General features: G+C 69.2%; 19 protein-coding genes. 6 read left to right on the top strand and 13 right to left on the bottom strand.

Annotated features, from left to right (window positions below):
• Positions 1-231 precede the first annotated feature (231 nt).
• Together ettA and I3K84_RS06560 are read left to right on the top strand one after the other, a co-directional pair.
• Positions 232-1,893, top strand: coding sequence for an energy-dependent translational throttle protein EttA (gene ettA / locus I3K84_RS06565; protein WP_015912846.1), 1,662 nt, complete (start codon positions 232-234; stop codon positions 1,891-1,893).
• 57 nt (positions 1,894-1,950) lie between these two features.
• Positions 1,951-4,179: a DUF1631 family protein gene (locus tag I3K84_RS06560; protein WP_196995754.1), complete on the top strand. Its 2,229-nt coding sequence runs from the start codon at positions 1,951-1,953 to the stop codon at positions 4,177-4,179.
• A 29-nt stretch (positions 4,180-4,208) separates the two neighbouring features.
• Here I3K84_RS06560 and I3K84_RS06555 read toward each other — a convergent pair whose 3' ends face one another.
• The 13 genes from I3K84_RS06555 to I3K84_RS06495 form a co-directional block, all read right to left on the bottom strand.
• The gene (locus I3K84_RS06555) at positions 4,209-5,546 is read right to left on the bottom strand and encodes a TAXI family TRAP transporter solute-binding subunit (RefSeq protein WP_123676556.1); all 1,338 of its coding nucleotides are present in this window, start codon (positions 5,544-5,546) and stop codon (positions 4,209-4,211) included.
• 2 nt (positions 5,547-5,548) lie between these two features.
• A complete protein-coding gene (locus tag I3K84_RS06550; protein WP_196995753.1) occupies positions 5,549-6,562 on the bottom strand; it encodes a P1 family peptidase in 1,014 nt (337 codons plus the stop codon).
• A 55-nt stretch (positions 6,563-6,617) separates the two neighbouring features.
• Entirely contained in the window at positions 6,618-8,828 is a 2,211-nt protein-coding gene (locus I3K84_RS06545; protein WP_196995752.1) for a copper-translocating P-type ATPase, read from the bottom strand.
• Positions 8,829-8,883: 55 nt separating this feature from the next.
• Entirely contained in the window at positions 8,884-9,267 is a 384-nt protein-coding gene (locus I3K84_RS06540) for a copper-binding protein (RefSeq protein WP_231403418.1), read from the bottom strand.
• Between the two features lie 23 nt (positions 9,268-9,290).
• Positions 9,291-9,752 carry a DUF411 domain-containing protein gene (locus I3K84_RS06535; protein ID WP_196996074.1) on the bottom strand — a complete coding sequence of 154 codons (462 nt, stop codon included), beginning with the start codon at positions 9,750-9,752 and terminating at the stop codon, positions 9,291-9,293.
• A gap of 67 nt (positions 9,753-9,819) precedes the next feature.
• A complete protein-coding gene (locus I3K84_RS06530) occupies positions 9,820-10,302 on the bottom strand; it encodes a plastocyanin/azurin family copper-binding protein (protein WP_088887105.1) in 483 nt (160 codons plus the stop codon).
• 16 nt (positions 10,303-10,318) lie between these two features.
• Positions 10,319-11,707 carry a multicopper oxidase family protein gene (locus I3K84_RS06525; RefSeq protein WP_123676551.1) on the bottom strand — a complete coding sequence of 463 codons (1,389 nt, stop codon included), beginning with the start codon at positions 11,705-11,707 and terminating at the stop codon, positions 10,319-10,321.
• Between the two features lies 1 nt (position 11,708).
• Positions 11,709-13,142, bottom strand: a complete 1,434-nt coding sequence (locus tag I3K84_RS06520; RefSeq protein ID WP_196995750.1) for a TolC family protein — start codon at positions 13,140-13,142, stop codon at positions 11,709-11,711.
• The gene (locus I3K84_RS06515; protein ID WP_196995749.1) at positions 13,139-13,486 is read right to left on the bottom strand and encodes a hypothetical protein; all 348 of its coding nucleotides are present in this window, start codon (positions 13,484-13,486) and stop codon (positions 13,139-13,141) included. The genes I3K84_RS06520 and I3K84_RS06515 overlap by 4 nt, the downstream gene beginning before the upstream one ends.
• 103 nt (positions 13,487-13,589) lie before the next feature.
• Positions 13,590-13,991, bottom strand: coding sequence for a hypothetical protein (locus I3K84_RS06510; RefSeq protein ID WP_196995748.1), 402 nt, complete (start codon positions 13,989-13,991; stop codon positions 13,590-13,592).
• Between the two features lie 75 nt (positions 13,992-14,066).
• Positions 14,067-14,693, bottom strand: coding sequence for a YitT family protein (locus tag I3K84_RS06505; RefSeq protein ID WP_011805791.1), 627 nt, complete (start codon positions 14,691-14,693; stop codon positions 14,067-14,069).
• A gap of 147 nt (positions 14,694-14,840) precedes the next feature.
• Positions 14,841-15,254, bottom strand: a complete 414-nt coding sequence (locus tag I3K84_RS06500; protein ID WP_370567793.1) for a DUF3703 domain-containing protein — start codon at positions 15,252-15,254, stop codon at positions 14,841-14,843.
• A 2-nt stretch (positions 15,255-15,256) separates the two neighbouring features.
• Positions 15,257-17,278, bottom strand: coding sequence for a cation-translocating P-type ATPase (locus I3K84_RS06495; protein WP_196995747.1), 2,022 nt, complete (start codon positions 17,276-17,278; stop codon positions 15,257-15,259).
• A 40-nt stretch (positions 17,279-17,318) separates the two neighbouring features.
• Between I3K84_RS06495 and I3K84_RS06490 the strand changes: the two genes are divergently transcribed.
• The 4 genes from I3K84_RS06490 (at position 17,319) to I3K84_RS06475 (ending at position 20,399) form a co-directional block, all read left to right on the top strand.
• A complete protein-coding gene (locus I3K84_RS06490) occupies positions 17,319-17,777 on the top strand; it encodes a MerR family transcriptional regulator (RefSeq protein ID WP_088887098.1) in 459 nt (152 codons plus the stop codon).
• Between the two features lie 109 nt (positions 17,778-17,886).
• Positions 17,887-18,696, top strand: a complete 810-nt coding sequence (locus I3K84_RS06485) for an ABC transporter permease (protein ID WP_011805787.1) — start codon at positions 17,887-17,889, stop codon at positions 18,694-18,696.
• Between the two features lie 15 nt (positions 18,697-18,711).
• Entirely contained in the window at positions 18,712-19,722 is a 1,011-nt protein-coding gene (locus I3K84_RS06480) for an MlaD family protein (protein WP_196995746.1), read from the top strand.
• Positions 19,719-20,399, top strand: coding sequence for a hypothetical protein (locus I3K84_RS06475; protein ID WP_196995745.1), 681 nt, complete (start codon positions 19,719-19,721; stop codon positions 20,397-20,399). The genes I3K84_RS06480 and I3K84_RS06475 overlap by 4 nt, the downstream gene beginning before the upstream one ends.
• Positions 20,400-20,567 lie beyond the last annotated feature (168 nt).

Below are 20,567 nucleotides of genomic sequence, written 5' to 3'. Positions count from 1 at the left end.
GCTGGGTATCGGCCTGTCGCAGGCGACTTTACGGGCCGCCGAGCCAGTTTGTTAGGCAGATGATTGCAAGGGTGGGAGCCCGGAAAATTCTTCCTTCGTCCCCAGCTTGTCTAGGCTGATGCCGTGGGCAACTGGAGCCCAAGACGGGGTCTATTGTCGCATGCGCCGATAATCCGCGTTTGTGCGCAAAAAATTTTGGCGCCTTCTTCTGCCCGTTTCCTGAATAAATCCATGGCCCAATACGTTTTCTCGATGAACCACGTCACCAAGACCGTGCCGCCCAAGCGGCAGATCTTGAAGGACATTTCCCTTAGCTTCTTTCCGGGCGCCAAGATCGGCGTGCTGGGCCTGAACGGCTCCGGCAAGTCCTCTCTGCTCAAGATCATGGCGGGCGTGGACAAGGAATTCGAAGGCGAGGCACTGCCCATGCCCGGGCTGTCGATCGGCTACCTGCCCCAGGAGCCCCAACTCAATCCCGAGCACACCGTGCGCCAGGCTGTGGAAGAAGCCATGGCCGAGGTGAACAACGCCAAAGCCCGCCTGGAAGAGGTATACGCTGCTTACGCGGAAGAGAATGCCGACTTTGACGCGCTGGCCAAAGAGCAGGGTGAATTGGAGGCCATCATCGCCGCGGCCGGTACCGATTCCGAACACCAGTTGGAAATTGCGGCCGACGCGCTGCGTCTGCCGGCGTGGGATGCGGTGATCGGCAAGCTATCGGGTGGCGAAAAGCGTCGCGTGGCCCTGTGCAAGCTGCTGCTGTCCAAGCCCGACATGCTGCTGCTGGACGAACCCACCAACCACTTGGACGCCGAATCCGTGGACTGGCTGGAGCAATTCCTGCACCGCTTCAGCGGTACCGTGGTGGCGATCACCCACGACCGCTACTTCCTGGACAACGCCGCTGAGTGGATTCTGGAACTGGACCGAGGCCACGGCATCCCCTACAAGGGCAACTACTCTGACTGGCTGATCCAGAAGGGCAACCGTCTGGAAGCCGAGCAAAAAGGCGAGGAGGCTCGCGCCAAGGCTTTGAAGAAGGAACTGGAGTGGGTGCGCCAGAACGCCAAGGGCCGCCAGGCCAAGTCCAAGGCACGTATTGCCCGCTTCGAAGAGCTGAGCGATTACGAATACCAGCGCCGCAACGAAACGCAGGAGATCTTCATTCCTGTAGCGGATCGCCTGGGCTCTAAGGTCATCGAATTCAAGAATGTCTCCAAGGCCTTTGGTGACCGCCTGCTGATCGACAACCTGAGCATGAACATCCCTGCCGGCGCCATCGTCGGCATCATCGGCCCGAACGGTGCCGGCAAGTCGACCCTGTTCAAGCTGATCGCGGGCAAGGAGCAACCTGATTCCGGTACCGTGGAAATCGGTCAGACCGTGAAGATGGCCTTTGTCGATCAGCACCGCGACGCACTGGCCGATGACAAGACCGTGTGGGAGGACATCTCCGGCGGGCTGGACATCATCAACGTGGGCAAGTTCCAAATGGCGTCGCGCGCCTATGCCGGGCGCTTCAACTTCAACGGCCAGGACCAGCAGAAGAAGGTGGGCAACCTGTCCGGGGGCGAGCGCGGCCGCCTGCACCTGGCCAAGACGCTGATCCAGGGCGGCAACGTGCTGCTGCTGGACGAACCGTCCAACGACCTGGACGTGGAAACCCTGCGTGCGCTGGAAGACGCGTTGCTGGAATACGCTGGCACCGTGCTGGTCATCAGCCACGATCGTTGGTTCCTCGACCGTATCGCGACGCACATCCTGGCAGCCGAGGGCGACAGCCAATGGGTATTCTTTGACGGCAATTACCAAGAATACGAAGCTGATAAGAAAAAACGATTGGGTGAAGAGGGTGCGAAACCGAAGCGTATGCGCTACAAGGCCCTCAAATAAGCACTTACAGGTAGTAGCATCGGGCGGACCGCCGCCCATTCTTCGTCCGTCCCCACCATGTCCCTTTCCGCGTCCCGCGCCCGTACGGTTTTTCGCGCCTGCGTTGTCAACGCCGTCAGGGACAGCGAGGCACTGATGGAGGCGCTGGTGACTGGTACGCGCGAAGCGCTCACGGCGCAGGAGTCCTCCACCCGCGACCTTCACAAGCGTACCCAGATCAGCGATGCCTTGCGCCTGCTCAAGCAGCACGAGGCGTCGTTGCCCAAGGCCTACCCCATGGCCTTGCTGGAGATTTTTGCCGAAGGCCCCTCGGCCGCGAAGACGAGGGCCGGGCAGCCCGGCGGAATGGACCTGGGCGAGCTCGCCCTCATGGACGATGCCGACGTGCTGGTCCAGGTGGAGCTGTCGCGGGCGCAGCAGATCGCCGCTCTGGCGACAGAGGCAACGCTGGCGGAACTCAACACGCTCGTCAGTTCGGCGCAGGGCCTGCACAGCGTGCAACCCGAGAGCAACCCTTTTCGCCCTGAGAACTACATCCGCGCGCTGCAGCAAGTGGTGAGCGATACCGGTGTAAGTGGGGAAGTGCGGCAGCTGTGGATGAGCCAGATGCGCGAACTGCTGGGCATGCAACTGGTAAGCGCCTATAAGCGCGCCGCCCAGAGCCTGCGCGAGCATGGCGTCGAGCCCGTGGGCTACGCGGTGGCGGGAGCCCCGGGTGTGCGTAGCAGTCATGGTGGTGGATATGCCCACAGTTCCCAGATGGGCGTGGGCTACGCGCCGCCCTCGGCCTATGGTGCGCCGGCCAGCGAATATGGTGCCGCGAGCGCCTATGGCCAAAGTTACGGGGCAGGCTGGGGAGGCGCATCGGGCAACGTGGCCTTGGCGCCGCAGGCCGAAGAAGCGCTGCTGACGGTGGGTATCCTGCGCCAGATGCTGGCCGGTGGTGGTGACCCTTTCGCCTACGATGCACGCGGCGGCTATGCGGCAGCTACTCCGGCCAACGCGTACGTCACGCCGGCCGCGGCGGAAGCAATGGAAGACATTGCGCAGCTGGAACGCATCGTGGGCCGTCTGTCGGGAGGGGCTGCGGTCCCGGTGACGGGCTGGAACGGCACCTCTGCACATGCGCCGGTGGCGGCATCCCCCACGCGGACGGCGCATGAGGTCGTGAGCCGCATGATGGACAACATTGCGCAGGATTCGCGGCTGCTGCCCCCCATGCAGCGTGCTGTGCAAAGCCTGGAGCCCGCGCTGAAGGAGTTGGTGCAGCACGACACGCGGTTCTTCACGGATGAGCAGCACCCCGCCCGGCGCCTGCTGGACGAGTTGACCCAGCGCAGCCTGGCATTCAACGCCGAGGATGGGCCCGCCTTCAGCCGCTTCATGCGGCTGGTGAACGAAGCCGTAGGCCACCTGGCTTCCATTGAGATCCGGGATGCCGCACCGTTCGCCCAAGTGCTCAAGGCGCTGGAAAAGGCCTGGACCGCGCAGGAGCGTCGCCAGCTTGAGCGCCATGAAGCGCAGCAGCGCGAACTGCTCCAGCGGGAGCAGCGGGAATTGCTGGCCGAGAAGATTGCCGCCGACTTCCGCCGCCTGCCCGATGCGGACAAGGTACCGGCCGACCTGCTGGCCTTCGTGACCGGCCCGTGGGCGGACGTGGTGGCGCAGGCGCAAAGCAGCCAGCCCCAGGAAACCGGCGGAGACCCCGGAGGCTATTTGGCGTTGGTGCCGCTGCTGCTGTGCTGCGCGCAGCCGGAGCAGTTGCGCTCGGACCCGGAGCGCCTGGGCCAGGCCATTGCTGACATGGTGCCGGTGTTGGTGCGTGGGCTGGAGAGCATTGACCACCCGATCGAGCGTATTGCCGAAGTGACGCAGCGCTTGGCGCAGCTTCAGGGTGAAGCGCTGAACTACGCAGCGGCGAGCGTCTTCGGCGACACGCCGGCGGAAGAGGTCAGCCCTGAAACCCGCGCTGACGATGTGCTGTCCTCCGATACGGCCGCCGCGGCGGACCCGTCGATGGCCGGAGCAGTGGCTCAGCCCGCATTGCGCATCGGCCAGTGGGTGGAAATCATCACCAACCAGCGTGCGGTGCGAACCCAGCTCACCTGGTGCAGCCCGCACAACACACTTTTTTTGTTCACCGGAGCCGACGCGAGCACGCAGTCCATGACGCGGCGCATGATCGACAAACTGTCCTCCGACGGGGCATTCCGCCTGATTTCCGACCAGCCGGTGGTGGACCGCGCTTTGCGCGCCGTGCGCACCAAGCCGGCCAAGCTGCGCTAGGGCGCTCCGCCGGTCGCGGGGACTGCCGTTCAGCCTGCCGCGCGTGGCAGGCGCCGGCGCACCAGTTGGATGTGGTTGCGCAGGGCGTAGAGCTCGTCGGCATAGGACAGTGGCACGCTCACTTTTTCCACCTGCGCCTCCATGCGGTCCAGCCGTTCGCGCAGCGCGTCGGGGGTGGCCTCTCCTCGTTCCATGTCGTCTTCGATGTCGCGCAGATGCCCATACCAGCGGAACACGCGCGAGCGCACGCGGAACTGGTACAGCGGCGGCACCACGCGCGACAGCGGCAGCATGACCGCAATCAAGATACCCAGTACCAGCCACATGCGCTCGACGAGGTTGGCGATCCAGAATGGCAGATAGCGCTGCATCAGCGGCGCCGGTTCGTTGATGGCGCGCTCGCCCTCCTTGGCAATGGGCAGTTCCGCGTGCCGGGTGCTGGGGAATTCGCGCGCACGGTTGAACCAGCCCGCATTGCCATGGATGCCCTGCGCGCTCTGGGCAAATAATTGCAGCAGGGCAGGGTGGGTACCTTCACGCGCCAGCAGGGATGTGGTGGATGCCACCAACCGTACGTCGCGCGGAGGTACGTTGGCCGCCAGGTCCACCACGCCGCGTGGCAGCACTACCGGCGTGAGGAACGGAAAACGGCGGCTGTAGGCCTCGTTCTGCGGGAAGTGCATGAGCTGCACGCCGGGCGTTTGCAGCAGCATCTGCACCATCAATGACTCGGGGGCGGAGGCAAACACCAGGGCGTCCAACCGCCCCGCCAGGAACGCCACCGTGGCGGGCGTCTGCTCCAGACGGGTGAGCGTCAGGGCATCCAGCGGAATGTGGTTGGCGTCCAGCAGGCGCTCCATGAGCGTTGGTACGCCGCTGCCGGGCGAGCCGACGTTCACGCGCAGCCCGCGCAGCTGGTGCAGCCCCTCCAGCCGGGCCGATCGGTGGATGCGGCGCGCCACATCGCCGCGGTAGAACAGCCAGATGGGCTCCACGAAGAGGCTGCCCAGCGAGACCAGCTCATCACTGTCCTCGGGACGCAACTCACCCGTGCCACCTTGCACGAAGGCGAGGTCGGCGTGGCCATCGCGCAGCAACTGCAGGTTGGATGACGAGCCATCGCTGGGCAGCAAGACCACGTTGATCCCGCTTGCCGCCAGTGCGTCGCGATAGCGCTGGCCGAAGGCCTCGTAGGCGCTCTGCGCGGGGCCGGTGGCCAGCGTCACCGTGCGCGGCGGCGTGGGGTTGAGCCACCAATAGGCCAAGAGCACCAGGCCCGCGCCCAGTAGCGCCAGCGGCCCGGCAGACACCAACAGGTCGCGCAGCGACAGCAGCGCCGTGCGCAGGCGGCGTGACATCTGTCCCATGGTTAGCTCCCGGCAGATAGATCGGCATGGCACGGAAGTGCCAGGCCATCGGCCGTGCGCAGGGTGCGCGCGGCGAGCACGGCGCGCACGGTGGCGCGGGCCACCGCCTCGGCCGCCATCGTGGCCAACACCATCATGCCGGGGTGGTGCGGCACGTGGCCCGTCGCCAGCGTGAACAGCGTGTCTCCGTCGCTCATGGTGTGCACGGGGTTGATGCTGCGGGCCAGGCCGTCGTGGCCGGCGACGGCCAGTCGCTGAGCCTGAACCTTGGTCAGCCGCGCGTCGGTGGCAATCACGCCGATCGTGGTGTTGCTGCCGGCCAGCAGGGGATGAGGGGGCTCGCCGCGCAGCAGCGCGTGCCGTGTATCGCGCAGCGTCAGTCCGTCGGCAGCGCGGGCGCCCGCCAGTGGGCGCCCGGTGTCCGGGTCGACCACGTCGCCCACGGCGTTGCAGGCAATGAGCGCACCCACCGTGACGCCCGCGACGGTGACCGAGGCTGTGCCTACGCCGCCCTTCATGGCGTGCTGCAGGCCGAACATCTTGCCCACCACGGCGCCAGCGCCGGCGCCTACGTTGCCCTCGGCTGGCGGCTCGCATGTGGCGGCGGCGCAGGCCGCATAGCCGGCCGCCGCATCGGGCCGCACCTTCATGTCGCCCACGTGCAGGTCGAACAGCACGGCCGCTGGCACCAGTGGCAGGCGGCCCACGCCCACGTCCAGCCCTACGCCGTGCTCCTCCAGCCAGCGCACGGCCCCCGTGGCGGCCTCCAGCCCCCAGGCGCTGCCACCCGCCAGCATGATGGCGTGCACCTGCTCCACCAGGTTGCCCGGGGCCAGCAGGTCGGTCTCGCGCGTGCCGGGGGCGGCGCCGCGCACATCCACGCCTGCCACGGCACCCTCGCGCGCAATCACCACGCTGCAGCCGGTGGGGCGGCGTGGGTCGGTGAAGTGGCCGACCTCGATGCCGGCAACGTCGGTGATGGCGCCGCAGGCGCTGTGCAGGGAGCAAGCTTGCATGGGCGCCGATTATGGTGCCGCGCCGGCACCTGTCCCCGCGTCTTGCGGGGTGCTCTCAAAGCCGGGTGCGGCGCAGCCGCAGGGCATTCGTGATCACCGAGGCCGAGCTCAGGCTCATGGCCAGCGCCGCGATCATCGGCGACAGCAGCCAGCCCGTGAACGGGTAGAGCAGGCCGGCGGCCAGCGGCACGCCCAGCGCGTTGTAGACGAAGGCAAAGCCCAGGTTTTGGCGCATGTTGGCCACCGTGGCCTGCGACAGTGCGCGCGCCGTGGCGATGCCGCGCAGGTCGCCCTTGACCAGGGTGAGCTGGGCGCTGTTCATGGCCACGTCCGTCCCGGTTCCCATGGCGATGCCCACGTCGGCGCGCGCCAGTGCCGGCGCGTCGTTGATGCCGTCGCCGGCCATGGCCACGGTGCGTCCCTCGGCCTGCAGGCGTTCGACCAGGGCCAGCTTATCGGCGGGCAATACCTCGCCGTGCACCTCGTCGATGCCCAGGCGCCGTCCCACGGCACCTGCCGTGGTCAGGCCATCGCCGGTGGCCATGATGATGCGCAGGCCGGCCGCATGCAGGGCGGCCAGCGCGTCGGGCGTGCTGGCCTTGATGGGGTCGGAGACAGCCAGCAGGCCCGCCAGTTGCCCATCCACGGCCAGGAACATCACACTGGCGCCTTCGCCGCGCAGTGCCTCGGCGGCCTGCGCCAGCGGTCCCGTATTCACGCTGGACTGCTGCATCAGCACCGTGTTACCCAGCGCCAAGGTGCGGCCCGCGACCCGGCCGCGCACGCCGATGCCCGAGGCCGAGTCGAACTGCTCGGCCGCGTCCAGCGCCAGCCCCTGCTGGCGTGCCGCAGCGACGATGGCCGCCGCTAGCGGATGCTCGCTGCCCTGGTCCAGGCTGGCGGCCAGGCGCAGCACCTCTGCCTCGCGCCAGCCGGGCGCGGCCACGGTGCGCTCAAAGCGTGGCCGGCCCTCGGTCAGGGTGCCGGTCTTGTCGACGATCAACGTGTCCACGCGGCACATATGCTCGATGGCGGCCGCATCGCGGAACAGCACGCCCTGCGTGGCGCCGCGCCCTGTGGCCACCATGATGGACATCGGCGTAGCCAGGCCCAGCGCGCAGGGGCAGGCGATGATGAGAACCGCCACAGCGTTGATCAGGCCGTAGACCCACCTGGGCTCGGGCCCGAACAGTCCCCAGCCCAGCAGCGTGAGCACCGACACGCCGACCACGGCCAATACGAACCAGCCCGCAACGCGGTCGGCCATGCGCTGCATGGGCGCGCGCGACCGCTGGGCCTGCGCCACCAGTTGCACGATCTGCGACAGCATCGTGGCCGCACCCACGAGTTCGGAGCGCATGACCAGCGCCCCGCTGGTGTTGAGCGTGGCGCCGATCAGCTTGTCGCCCGTGCGCTTGCTCACTGGCAGCGGCTCGCCCGTGAGCATGGACTCGTCCACGGCGCTGCTGCCTTCGACGACCACGCCGTCCACCGGCACCTTCTCGCCGGGGCGCACGCGCAGCAGGTCGCCCACATGCACGTGGGCTAGCGGCACGTCTTCCTCGCCGCCATCGGCGGCGATGCGGCGCGCGGTCTTGGGCGCCAGGCCCAGCAGCGACTGGATGGCGGCCGAGGTCTGCGAGCGCGCCTTGAGCTCCAGCATCTGGCCCAGCAACGTCAGCGAAATGATGACCGCGGCCGCCTCGAAGTACACGCCCACGCGGCCCATGGACTGGAACGAGGCCGGGAACACGCCCGGCGCCACGGTGGCCACCACGCTGTAGAGGAAGGCCGCGCCCGTGCCCAGACTGATCAGAGTCCACATGTTGGGGCTGCGCTGCACCACGGATTGCCAGCCGCGCACGAAGAACGGTGCGCCGGCCCACAGCACGATGGGCAGCGTCAGCACCAGCTCCACCCCGCTTTGCGTGGCCATGCCGACCCAACCCAGCCGGTGCCCGGCCATGGCCAGCGTGGTGACGACCATGGTGAGCGGCAGCGTCCACCAGAAGCGGCGCGAGAAGTCGCGCAGTTCGGGGTTGTCATCGGCTGCGTCCAGGCTGGGCAGTACCGGCTCCAGCGCCATGCCGCACTTGGGGCAGTGGCCGGGGCCGCTCTGTCGCACCTGCGGGTGCATGGGGCAGGTGTAGACCGTGTCGGCGGTTGGTGGGGCGGGTGGAGCGGCCGATGGCCGGGGCACTTGGGGGCTGTGGTGCCGGTGCTGCCCGTGTGGGGCAGCTGCGGGCGGCGTGCTGTGGGAATGCATGAGGGCTCCTTGGTGCGGCAAGGGGCCGGGCAACTGCCGCCCGGTCCGTGGGGCGTCAGCGCAATGGTTCGATATGGGTGACGACGAATACGCTCTTCACCCGTTCGGCCCGAAAGCGCACCTTGTCGCCGGGCTTGAAGGTGGCCGCCTGTGCCGGGTCGCGCAACGTGAACACCATGGTCATGGGCGGCATGGCAAGGTTCTTGAGCTCGCCGTGGCGCAGCGTGATCTTGCCGCTGCGTGCATCCGAACGCGTGACTTCGCCCTCGCTGAGATCCTGCGTGCTGTCGCCGGACGCGGCGGGCGTTTCGGTGTGATGGGCGTCGTGGTCCGAGCCCTGGGCATGTGCCCAGCTGCCGGGCAGGCCCAGCAGTGCCAGAGCGGCCACGGGTGCGAGGGCGATGCGCGGCGCGCGCGCTGGCAGGGTGTGCGATGGCATGGCGTGGCCTTTCATGGTGTGCATCAACGGTAGCTGGTGAATACGCGCGTGGAGACGTCGCTGTTCATCAGGTTCTTGGTGACCAGCAGCACGTCGTACGGGTCCTTGCGGCCGTTGTACTCGGGCCCGTCCATGCCGGGGCTGCCCACCGGCATGCCCGGGACGGTGAGGCCCAGGGCCTTGGGTTTGTCCTTGAGCAGCTTGCGCACGTCGGCAGCGGGCACATGGCCTTCGAGCAGGTAGCCGCCCACCAGCGCGGTGTGGCATGAGCCCAGGCGCGTGGGCAGGCCGAGCTTGGCGCGTACGGCGGCGTTGCCCATTTCGTGCACGGTGACCGTGAAGCCGTTGGCCTGCATGTGGCTCACCCAATCCTTGCAGCAGCCGCAGTTGGGGTCTTTCCAGACCTCCACGGCAGTCTGCGGGGCGGCGGCACGGGCCAGGGCGGGCAGGGCAGCGCCGGCCAAGCCGGCGGCGAGGGCCGTCATCCATTGGCGGCGGGTGGGTTGCGTGATTCGCATGGTGGACTCCTGATGATGCGGGTGGTGGTGTTGTTCAGGGCGTGACGGTGAAGGTGCCGCGCATGCCTGCTTCGTAGTGGCCGGGGATCAGGCAGGCGAAGTCGAAGCGGCCGGGCCGGTTGAAGTGCCAGACCAGATCTTCCTTGGCGCGCGGGGCCACGTGTGCCATGTGGGGTTCGGCATGCTCCATGTCGGGGTACTGGCGCATCATGGCCGCATGCTGGTCCAACGTGCCCTGTGTGCCCAGCACCACCTCATGCATGACCTGGCCCTGGTTCTCCACGCGCAGGCGCACGGTCTCGCCCTGTTTGACGGTGAAGTGCGACGGGGTAAAGCGCATGTCGTCCGTCATGTGCAAGGTGATGGTGCGCTTTGCGCCCTTGGCCTCTCCCGCAATCCCCCATTCCTGCTGCTGCGGGGCGACGGCAGGGTGGCTGTTGTGCATGTTCTCATGACCAAAACTGGCTGTAGCGCCCGCCAATAAAGCGCAAGCAGCTATGAATTTGATAGATTTCATGGGTTTCTCCGAGAGTTCAATGGTGTTCGTGGCTGGCACCCGGCTTGCGCACGCTGGGGGCGCCGGGGGCCCGGCCGGGCGGGATCTGGCGCGGGGCTGTGGCGTCCAAGGGCGCACCGGCCCATTCGTGCGCCACCGTGCCCGCCGGGTGCTGGTACCAGCCCGGGTCGCGCCAGTCCTGGGCGGCCAGGCCCTGGCGGACCTTCAGGGTCGTGAACATGCCGCCCATCTCCAGCGGGCCGAAGGGGCCGGTGCCGGTCATCATGGGATAGGTGTTGTCGGGCAGCGGCATTTCCATCGCGCCCATGTCGGCCATGCCGCGCTCGCCCATGACCATGTAGTCGGGAATGATCTTCTGGATCTTCCCGACCAGGCCGCGATGGTCCACGCCGATCATGGTGGGCACGCCGTGGCCCATGGCGCCCATGGTGTGGTGGCTCTTGTGGCAATGCAGCGCCCAGTCGCCGGGCTCGTCGGCGATGAACTCCAGCTGCCGCATCTGGCCCACGGCCACGTCGGTGGTCACCTCGGGCCAGCGCGCGGCCTTCGGGGTCGGCCCGCCGTCGGTGCCCGTGATCTCGAACTCATGCCCATGGATGTGGATGGGGTGGTTGGTCATGGTCAGGTTGCCCACGCGAATGCGCACGCGGTCGCCCTGTCGTGCCACCAGCGGGTCGATGGCGGGGAACACCCGGCTGTTGAAGGTCCAGATGTTGAAGTCGGTCATGGTGTTGACCTTGGGCGTGAGGCTGCCCGGCTCCACGTCGTAGGCGCTGAGCAGGAAGGCGTAGTCACGTTGCACCTCCGCGATCAGGGGGTGGCGCGCCTTCGGGTGCGTGATCCACAGGCCCATCATGCCCATGGCCAGCTGCACCATTTCGTCCGCATGCGGGTGGTACATGAAGGTGCCGGGGCGGCGCGCCGTGAACTCGTACACAAAGGTCTTGCCCGCGGGGATGTGCGGCTGGGTAAGCCCGGCCACGCCGTCCATGCCGCTCGGCAAGCGCTGGCCGTGCCAGTGCACGCTGGTGTGCTCGGGCAGGCGGTTGGTGACGAAGATGCGCACGCGGTCGCCTTCCACCACCTCGATGGTCGGGCCCGGGCTCTGGCCGTTGTAGCCCCACATGTTGACCATGAAGCCGGGCGCCACCTCGCGCACTACCGGCTCGGCCACCAGGTGGAATTCCTTGACGCCGGCGTTCATGCGCCATGGCAGCGTCCAGCCGTTGAGCGTGACCACGGGCTGGTAGGGCCGGCCGCTGGACGGGGTTAGCGGCGCGGCCGTGTCGGCAGAGGATTGCGAGGGCGCCTCGGGCAGTGCGGCCAAGGCCACGCGGCTCACCGATGCGGCGGAGGCTGCGACCACGGCCGTGGCGGCGCCGGAGAAGAAATGGCGGCGCTGCATGTCAGTGGCCTTCCGAAGGGGCGTTGGGGGTGGTGGGAGCGGACGGCAGGCCGGTGGGCGCGCCGGGCGATGTGCCCGTGAGAGCCAGTTGCAGGTCGGTCTGGGCGAGCCAGAAGTCGCGCTGCGCCTCGGTGGCGGCAGCCACGGCCTGGCTGGCGCGGCGCGCCTCGGCCAGCAGCTCCCACACGCTGATGAACATGCCGTTGTAGCGCAGCACGGCCTCGTCCTGCATGAAGCGCGCCAGCGGCAGCGCCTCGGCCTGCTGCTGGTGCGCCAGGTCCCAGGCGGTGCGGTAGCGCAGCCAGTGGCTGCGTGCCTCGCTGCGCGCGCGGATGGCGGCATCCTGCAGTTGCGCGGCGCTGTGCTGCAACTCGGCCCGCGCGCGGCCCGTGGCAGCTCCGCCCCAGTCGAACAGCGGCAGAGGCAGCTCTACCTCCCAGCCGCGTGTGGTCTCGCGGTGGCCGGAGGCGCGCTCGGTGGCAGTGTTGCGGCTGTAGCTCAGGCCGATGTCGCCGAACACGGATCCAACACCGGCCCAGCCGCTGCGGTCGGCGGTGGTGTCCAGGTCGCGGCGCAGTGCGCGCAGGTCCAGCCGCTCGCGCAGGGCCGTGGCTTCGGCGTCGTCGCCGCTGCGCAGTGCATCCGCCGCGGGCAAGGCGGGGAGCGCATCGGGCAGCGTGAAGTCGGCCTGCGCGCCCCACAGCCCCATCAGCCGCGCCAGTTGCTCGCGCTCCAGCGCGGCATTCAGCCGCGCGCGGGCCAGCTGTGCTGCCGCGTCCTGTGTGATGGCGATTTCGCGTGCCTGCTGCAGACGGCTGAAGTTGCCCACGCGCGCCATGCGCCGCGCCAACTCGCCGCCGGCCTCGGCCGCCTCGTACATGCGTTCGCGCGCGGCCAGCACCTGCCGGGCGGCCACGGCGCGCAGCCAGGCGCGGCGTGTGTCTGCGGCCAGGCGCAGCACGTCCTGTGCGGCGGCCAGCGTGGCCTGCTCCATCTGCCAGCCTTGCCAGCGCGTGCGCCAGGGCAGGGTGATCACGTTGACCAGGCTGAAGCCGAGCTGGCGCTCGATCTCGCGCTCATGCCCGCTGGTGAATCGCCCCAGCGTCAGCGTGGGGTTGAACAGGGTCAGCGCCTGTGCGCGCTGCGCATCCTGCGCGGCCAGATTGGCCAGGCGGGCCTGCAGCGCGGGGCTGTTCAAGAGCGCCACGCGCACGGCGGTGTCCGCATCCACGGGAAGGCGCAGCCATTCGGTGATCTGGGCCTGCGCGTCGCTGCGGCTTTGCGTATCGGGCGCGGGCAGTTGCGCGCCGTCGGGCAGGCGGGGCTGGACATGGCTTTGCACGTCGCCGCGCAGCCCATCGGGGGCGACGTTGGCGCAGCCGGCCAACACCAGTGCGGCGGCCAGCGCAGCCAGGGCAAGCGGAGGGCGCCTCATGGCCGGCCTCCGTGGTGGTGTTTCGGGGTGGGCATGGCAGGGCTGGGCGGCGCGGTGCGTGCCTGCGCGGCTTCCCAGCGCACGATGTCGGAGTGGCCACCGGGAAAGGCGCCCACGGCGGTGTTGGCGGCCTTCCAGCCGATGTCGGCCTCAGCCACGTCGCCGCTGGGGGGCAGGGGCTGGTGGTGCAAGGGCAGACTGGGGGCCTGTGCCGAGTCGGCGGTGGCGGTCTGCGATGGGGCGGCAGGAACATTGTCAACCTGCGCCCAGGTCGGCGGTGCGATGCCGGCCAGGGCCGCCAGGGCCATCATGGCCGCAGGGCTGGTGGGGTGCGCGAAGCGCATGGGAGTCTCCCGTCAAACATGACAAAACCGCGTCCGCGACACTCGGCTGCGGCCCCGTCGGGGGACATGCCGCCGATTGCGGACGCACTTCGGGCGTCAGTGCTCAGGAGATGGGTGGCTTGATGGCTTGCGCAGCCGTGGCGCTGGCAAAGTGGGTGCCATGGTGCGGTCGCAACGTGCTGTCGTGCCGTCCATGGAAGGCGGGCGCCCAGACCGGCGCGTAGAAGGCCGAATGGCAGGCGCCGCAGGCCGAACAGCCGGCGGGGTGTTCCGCGTGGACCGCCCCGCCGGTATCGCAGCAGTGCGGCTGTGCTGATGCGCTGGCATGGTCGCCGTCATGACCACCGTGGTCGTGCGTGTCGCTTGCCATAGCGTGGTGGGTAGCAGCTGCCGCGATGGTTGGCTGCGCGGGCGTGGCCGGTGCAACGCCCATGGCCATGGCGTCGCCCAGCAGGCCCCGCAGGACCAGCAGCAGACCCAGGATCATGGCAACGGCGTGGCGCATGCAGCGAATGATACCGGCGCGGTGCAGGAAGTTCCCGCCAGAGCGAGCGCCGGACGATGGCCCGGCCGCGTGCCGTCAGACCGCCATGTAGCGCCCTGGCCGGTGGTTCATGGCCAGCACCAGGTTGAGCGCCACGGCGCCGATGACCGACCACAGCACGCGCAGCGGCTCCACTGTGACCAGCGCCGCCAGCACGATGCAGCAGTCCACGGCCATCTGCACCTTGCCGGCGCGCCAGCCGAAGCGGTCCTGCAGGTACAGCGCCATGATGCCCACGCCCCCCAGGCTGCAGCGGTGGCGGAACAGCACCAAAAAGCCCATACCCATGATCAGCCCGCCGGTGATGGCCGCATACAGCGGCTGCAGTTCGCTGATCTGCAGGAACTGCGACTGCAGCTCCGACAGCACCGACAGCAGCGCCACGGCCGCGAAGGTCTTGAGCGTGAAGGCCAGGCCCAGCTTGCGCAGCGCCAGCCAGTAGAACGGCAGGTTGAGCGCGAAGAACAGCTTGCCGAAGCCGATGCCCGTGGCGTAGTGCAGCACGAAGGCCAGCCCCGCCATGCCGCCGGTGAGCAGCCCGGCGCTGGCGAGGAAGGCCACGCCCACGGAGATCAGCGTCACGCCCACGCCAATCGCCACGGCGTCTTCGGTGCGGGTGTGCGGGACCATGGCGGGAGCGGCGTTGGCGGTGGTGGTGGACATGGGCGGGATCGGCAGTCGCCGTGGTGACCGGCGGGGGCGCGATTGCACCACGGCATCGGTCGCTGTGTCTTGCGCTGGGTCAAATTCCCGTGTCTGGGTGGTGTGATGCTCCTAAAAAGTGAGCTGTTTGCGCTTATCAGGCGGGCGCTAGAGGTCGATTTGACTCATCTCTGGCGCGCCCGGCGTGCCGGGGGGCTGGGTGGCCTGCATGGCTTCGGTGATGCATGCGCGCACGGCCACGCTGGGCACCATGGGCCGCAGCGCGGGCACGCTGGCACGGCCGATGTTGCCCTGCGGCAGCCGGCGCACCAGGTGGCCCACCAGCGTGAGGCCCAGCCGCGCCCATTGGCCCCGGGCCTCCGGCGCGTCGCCCAACTGGCGCGCAAAGCGCAGCATCTGCCAGTGCGCGCGCCAGTGCAGGCCGAGGCGGTTCTGGCCCACCACATGGGCGGCCTCCAGGTAGCGCCAACGCTGTTCGGTGGGCGCATCCACGCTGGTGCGCCAGCGCTGCAGCAGGTAGTCGTAGGCGGCGCGCTGGCGGCTTTGTGGTGATTGGGTCATGGTCATGCGGCCTCCTTCGCCGCGATAGAGGCACCGCGGCGCAGGCGCAGCCCGTTGGCCACCACCAGCAGGCTCACGCCCATGTCGGCTGCCACGGCCATCCACATGCTGGCCATGCCCAGCAGCGCCAGGGTGAAGAACGCGGCCTTGATGCCCAGCGCCAGGGTGATGTTCTGCCACAGCACGGCGTGTGCGCGGCGTGCCAGCCGCACGGTGTCGGGAATGCGGCGCAGGTCGTCGTTCATGAGTACTACGTCGGCCGTCTCCATGGCCATGCCGGTGCTGTGTGCGCCGCCCATGGCGAAGCCCACGTCGGCCTGGGCCAGCGCGGGCGCATCGTTGATGCCGTCGCCCGCCATGGCGGTGGGGCCGCGCGTGCGCTGCAGCGCGGCCAGGGTGTCGAGCTTGTCCTGCGGCAGCAGGCCGCCGAGCGCGTCCTGCGCGTCGGTAATGCCCGCCTCGGCCGCGATGGCCTGTGCGGTGGCCGGGTTGTCGCCGCTCAACACCACCGGGTGCACGCCCAGCGCGCGCAGTTCGGCGATGGCCTGGCGCGCGTGGCCGCGCAGCGGGTCGGCCACGGCGAACAGCGCGCGCACGGCTTGCGCGTCGGCCAGCAAGGTGACGGTGCGGCCCTGCCGCTCCTGTTGGGCCAGGGCGTCTTCGAGCGCAGCGTCGGCCAGGCCTTGTTCGCGCATCAGGCGCAGGTTGCCCAGCCACCAGCGCTGGCCGCCCACCTCGGCCTGCACGCCGCGACCGGGCAGGGCCTGCAGGTTCTGCACGCCGTTGTGGGTGGCCGCGGGCAGGCCGGCGGCGATGGCGCGCGAGACCGGGTGCTCAGACCGGCTGGCCAGCTGCCAGGCCACATCTGCCACGGCGTCGGCATCGGCGCCGTTCAGGGCACGCCACTGCACCAGGGCAGGGCTGCCGATGGTCAGCGTGCCGGTCTTGTCCAGCGCCACCACGCGCAGGCCGCGCGCGGCCTCCAGCGCGCTGCCGCCCTTGATGAGGATGCCGCGCCGCGCGGCGGCCGTGAGCGCGCTGACCACCGTGACCGGCGTGGAGATGACCAGCGCGCAGGGGCAGGCGATGACCAGCAGCGCCAGCGCCTGGTAGGTGGACTGCGTCCAGGTCCAGCCCATCAGCGGGGGGGCCAGCAGCGCCAGCAGCACGGCCAGTGCGAACACGACGGGCGTGTAGATGGCGGCAAAGCGGTCCACGAAGCGCTGGATGGGGGCCTTGCTGGCCTGCGCTTGCTCCACCGCGCGCACGATGCGCGCAATCAGCGTGTCGCCGGGCGGGGCGTTCACCTGCATCAGCAGCTCGCCCTGCTGGTTCACGCTGCCCGCGTACAGCGGGTCGCCGGCGGCCTTGTCGGCCAGTTGGCTCTCGCCGGTGATGGGGGCCTGGTTCACGCTGCTGCTGCCGTGGGTGACGGTGCCGTCCAGCGGCACATGCGCGCCCGGGGCGATGCGCACGGTGGCACCCAGCGGCACCTGGTCCACAGGCAGGCTCAGGGTGCTGCCATTCGGCTGCAGCACGTCGGCCGTGGCGGGCGCCAGTTGCAGCAGCTGGCGTATGGCATGGCGCGCGCGGTCCATGGCGCCGTCCTCGATGCGCTCGGCCGCCACGTACAGCGCCATGACCATCGCTGCCTCGGGCCACTGGCCGATGAGGAAGGCGCCCGTCACCGCCACGGCCATGAGCGCGTGGATGCCCAGGCGCAGGCGCGCAAGGTCTTTGAGGCCCACCCGGTACACGCCCAGGCCCGACAGTGCAATCGCCACCACGGCCAGGGCCATGCCGGCGTAGTCCTGCTGCATCCAGTGCGCCACCTCGGCGCCCGTGGCCAGGGCCAGCGCCGCGGCGATGCGCGGCCAACCGGGCAGGGTGCCGTGGTCGTGGCCGTCGCCCGCCGATGTGCTGCAGGCGCAGCCGCTGCATGCGGATGCAGGCGAAGGAGGCAGGTTTGCCGCGCCCGGGCCATGGGAATGGGACGCGGAATGGGAGGAATGGCTTTGGCTCATGCCATGATTGGAAACCTTGAAGCCACTCGAAGGTCAAGCCATGCTGCGACAAAGCCCCCGCCACCGTATCGGTGATGCCGCCCGGCTCTCGGGCGTGCCACCGGCCAACATCCGCTATTACGAAAAGGAAGGCCTGCTGCCCGCGCAGACCCGCGCGGACAACCGCTACCGCCTCTACAGCGACGAGGAGGTTCACCGCATGCGCTTCGTGCGGCTGTGCCGCGCCATGGACATGTCGCTGCAGGAGGTGCGCGGCCTGCTGGCATTGGACGCCTGCAGTACCACCGACGGCCATGCCGCCTGCGTCACGCTGGACGAGCACCTGGCGCACGTGCGCACGCGCATGGCCGAGCTGGCGACGCTGGAGCAGGAACTGCTGTCGCTGCGCAGCCGTTGCGACGGCACGGGAAGGCAGTGCCACGTGATCGAGGCGTTGCACGCACGCGCCGATGCCGATCCCGTGCCGCCCGCAGGGCCGGCGGCCCGCAGGCATGTATGAGGCCCATGGCACAGGTTGCTATGGTGTTAATAGCTGCTAGCGCTTGCTGCATAAGCGCTAGCGGCTAATTTGTTACTTATCGAATGCAGCCTTCGCCTATGATCCGCGCATGAACGCCAGCCTGCACCCTTCCATCGTGCCCCGGCGCCTGTGGGCCCAGGCGCGGCGTTGGGCCGTGGCGTGGTGGCGCATCATCTACCTGGGCGCCGTGGTCATGGTGCTGATGCTCTCGCCGTCCAGCTACGGCCGCGCCACGCGCTGGCGGCTGGCGCGCCACATGTACCAGGACACCGCGCCCATCCTGCTGGGCTTCACGGTGCTGGCGGCACTCATCAGTCTGGTCATCACGCGCATCGTGGTCGTCACGGCGCTCAGCTACGGCCTGTCGCGCTATGCGCTGGAGATGGTGATCCGCGTACTGGTGCTGGAGCTTATCCCGCTGACCGCCGCGCTGTTCGTGGCGATGCGCGCCACCATCCCCAACGGCACGCAGCTGGCGCTGATGCGCCAGTCGGGCCACCTTCAGGCTCTGCGCCAACGCGGCGCCGACCCCGTGCGCATGGAGCTGCTGCCGCGCGTGGTGGCTGGCGTGTATGCCAGCATCACGCTGGCGGCGCTGTCGTGCGTAGTGGCGCTGGTCATGGCCTACCTGGGCGTGTATGGGCTCAACACGGCGGGGCTGCCGGTGTACACGCGCATGTTCGGCCATGTGTTCGCGCCGCAGATCACGCTGGTGTTCGTGCTCAAGACCGTGTTCTTCAGCCTGGCCGTGGCGCTGATTCCCATGGCTTCGGGGCTCTACGAGAGCGGCGACGCACGCCAGGCCCAGCAGCCCGACTCCGAGCTGGGCGGCTTGGCGCGCATGTTCGCTGTGCTGCTGCTCATCGAGGTGATCTCGCTGATGGGCAATTACTACTGATTTCATGGCCACGCGATGACCGATCCGCAACGTCCCCAACCCCCGCTGTCCGAACCGCCCGCGAACGCGCCCGTCGAGCTGCTGCGGCCCGTGGCCCATCTGGAGCGCAAGGCCGCGGCGCTGCTGCTGTTCACGCTGGTGCTCGTGCTAGGTGCCGGCCTGTACCTGCTGTACGCGCGCGGCGCGTTCGAGCCCACGCAGCGGCTGGTGCTCACGGCCGAAGATTCCGAGGGTGTGGTCGTGGGCATGGACATGACGTTCTCGGGCTTTCCCATCGGCCGGGTGCGGCGCATCGAACTGGCCGAAACCGGCAACGTGCGTATCCTCATCGACGTGGCCCAGCGCGACGCGCACTGGCTGCGCACCTCCAGCGTGTTCACCCTGGTCAGCGGGCTGGTGGGCGGCACCACCATCAAGGCCTACAGCGGCATGCTGGCCGACCCGCCGCTGGAGGACGGCGCCGAGCGACCCGTGCTGCGCGGCGACGCCACGGCGGAGATTCCGCAGCTCATGTCATCGGCACGCCAGCTGCTGGACAACCTGAACGCCATGACCGGCGCAGAGTCCGCCCTGGGCGGCGCCATGGCCCAGGTGCGCACGCTCACCGAGCGGCTCAACGCGCCTGGCGGCGCCCTGGGCGTGCTCATGGGCAACGAGGCGGACGCGAAGAAGATCCTCACCACGCTGGAGCGCACCAACCAGTTGCTCGCGCGCATCGACGGCATGGCCGCCAAGGCGGACAGGCAGGTCTTCGGTGCACAGGGCGACCCCGGCCTGGTGCCCGAGGTACGCGCCGCCGTGGCGCAGCTCAACGGTTTGCTGGCCGACGCGCGCCAGAGCCTCACCAAGGTGGACGCCGTGCTGGCCGAGGCCCAGGCCGTGGGCGCCAACGCGCGAGAGGCCACGACCGACCTGGGCGCATTGCGCGCCGAGGTGGAAGGCAGCCTGCGCAAGGTGGATGCGCTGGTGAACGAGATCAACCGCAAGTGGCCCTTTGCCCGCGAAACGGAGCTGAAACTGCCATGACCTCCCTGCAGCTTCTCTTGTGGCGGGGCTTGGCACCCGCGCTGGCCGTGTTGCTGTCGGCCTGCGCCGGCAAGGCGCCGGTGCCCGACTGGCAGATGAATGCCCACGGCGCGGCCGAGCGGGCGACCGAGGCCTACCTGTCCGGCAACACCCGCGTGGCCGACCAGGAATGGACCCGTGCACGCGCCGAGGTGGCACGCACCGGCCGGCCCGAGTTGCTGGCGCGCGTGGAGCTGATGCGCTGCGCCGCGCAGGTGGCCAGCCTGCAACTGCAGCCTTGCACGGCTTTCGAGCCGCTGCGCGCCGATGCGGCGCCGCCGGAGCAGGCCTATGCCGACTACCTCGCAGGCCGCGCCACGCCCGCGCAGGCGGCGCTGCTGCCCGAGGCACAACGCGCCGCCGCAGCCAGCCCCCAGTCCATTGCCGGGATTGCCGACCCCTTGGCGCGCCTGGTGGCAGCGGGTGCGGCCGTGCGCGCCGGGCGCGCTACGCCGGAAGTCATGGTGCTGGCCACCGACACCGCCTCGGCGCAGGGATGGCGCCGCCCGTTGATGGCCTGGCTGCTGCTGCGCGCCGAACGGGCGGGTGCGGCGGGCGATACCGCGTTGGAGGCCGCGCTGCGGCGGCGCGTCGCTGTGGTGGAAAGCGGCGGCGCACCCGCCAGCGCCGTGCCCTGAAGCCCGGCCCGGGCGGCCCGCAAAAAAGCCGCCCGAAGGCGGCTGGAGGGGGGGAGTGAGAGGGAGCTTGTATCTTTAAACCAGACCAGCGCGGTAGAGTCTGAACGCCGTTGAGGCGGCCAGACCGGCCCGTGCAGTTTGGTAGGCGCTGGGGTGATAGAGCCCGTG

It is taken from the genome of Diaphorobacter sp. JS3051 (assembly GCF_015832135.1).
GTDB lineage: Bacteria > Pseudomonadota > Gammaproteobacteria > Burkholderiales > Burkholderiaceae_C > Diaphorobacter > Diaphorobacter nitroreducens.
The sequence above is the reverse complement of the archived record's forward strand: the minus strand, read 5'-3'. Positions and strand labels throughout refer to the sequence as shown.

Coding starts and splice junctions, on each gene's coding strand:
- I3K84_RS06530 (WP_088887105.1), bottom strand. CDS start 10,302: ATGAAATCTATCAAATTCATAGCTGCTTGCGCTTTATTGGCGGGCGCT.
- I3K84_RS06540 (WP_231403418.1), bottom strand. CDS start 9,267: ATGCCATCGCACACCCTGCCAGCGCGCGCGCCGCGCATCGCCCTCGCA.
- I3K84_RS06480 (WP_196995746.1), top strand. CDS start 18,712: ATGACCGATCCGCAACGTCCCCAACCCCCGCTGTCCGAACCGCCCGCG.
- I3K84_RS06525 (WP_123676551.1), bottom strand. CDS start 11,707: ATGCAGCGCCGCCATTTCTTCTCCGGCGCCGCCACGGCCGTGGTCGCA.
- I3K84_RS06490 (WP_088887098.1), top strand. CDS start 17,319: ATGCTGCGACAAAGCCCCCGCCACCGTATCGGTGATGCCGCCCGGCTC.
- I3K84_RS06535 (WP_196996074.1), bottom strand. CDS start 9,752: ATGACGGCCCTCGCCGCCGGCTTGGCCGGCGCTGCCCTGCCCGCCCTG.
- I3K84_RS06500 (WP_370567793.1), bottom strand. CDS start 15,254: ATGACCCAATCACCACAAAGCCGCCAGCGCGCCGCCTACGACTACCTG.
- I3K84_RS06555 (WP_123676556.1), bottom strand. CDS start 5,546: ATGGGACAGATGTCACGCCGCCTGCGCACGGCGCTGCTGTCGCTGCGC.
- I3K84_RS06560 (WP_196995754.1), top strand. CDS start 1,951: ATGTCCCTTTCCGCGTCCCGCGCCCGTACGGTTTTTCGCGCCTGCGTT.
- I3K84_RS06545 (WP_196995752.1), bottom strand. CDS start 8,828: ATGCATTCCCACAGCACGCCGCCCGCAGCTGCCCCACACGGGCAGCAC.
- I3K84_RS06485 (WP_011805787.1), top strand. CDS start 17,887: ATGAACGCCAGCCTGCACCCTTCCATCGTGCCCCGGCGCCTGTGGGCC.
- I3K84_RS06550 (WP_196995753.1), bottom strand. CDS start 6,562: ATGCAAGCTTGCTCCCTGCACAGCGCCTGCGGCGCCATCACCGACGTT.
- I3K84_RS06520 (WP_196995750.1), bottom strand. CDS start 13,142: ATGAGGCGCCCTCCGCTTGCCCTGGCTGCGCTGGCCGCCGCACTGGTG.
- ettA (WP_015912846.1), top strand. CDS start 232: ATGGCCCAATACGTTTTCTCGATGAACCACGTCACCAAGACCGTGCCG.
- I3K84_RS06515 (WP_196995749.1), bottom strand. CDS start 13,486: ATGCGCTTCGCGCACCCCACCAGCCCTGCGGCCATGATGGCCCTGGCG.
- I3K84_RS06475 (WP_196995745.1), top strand. CDS start 19,719: ATGACCTCCCTGCAGCTTCTCTTGTGGCGGGGCTTGGCACCCGCGCTG.
- I3K84_RS06510 (WP_196995748.1), bottom strand. CDS start 13,991: ATGCGCCACGCCGTTGCCATGATCCTGGGTCTGCTGCTGGTCCTGCGG.
- I3K84_RS06505 (WP_011805791.1), bottom strand. CDS start 14,693: ATGTCCACCACCACCGCCAACGCCGCTCCCGCCATGGTCCCGCACACC.
- I3K84_RS06495 (WP_196995747.1), bottom strand. CDS start 17,278: ATGAGCCAAAGCCATTCCTCCCATTCCGCGTCCCATTCCCATGGCCCG.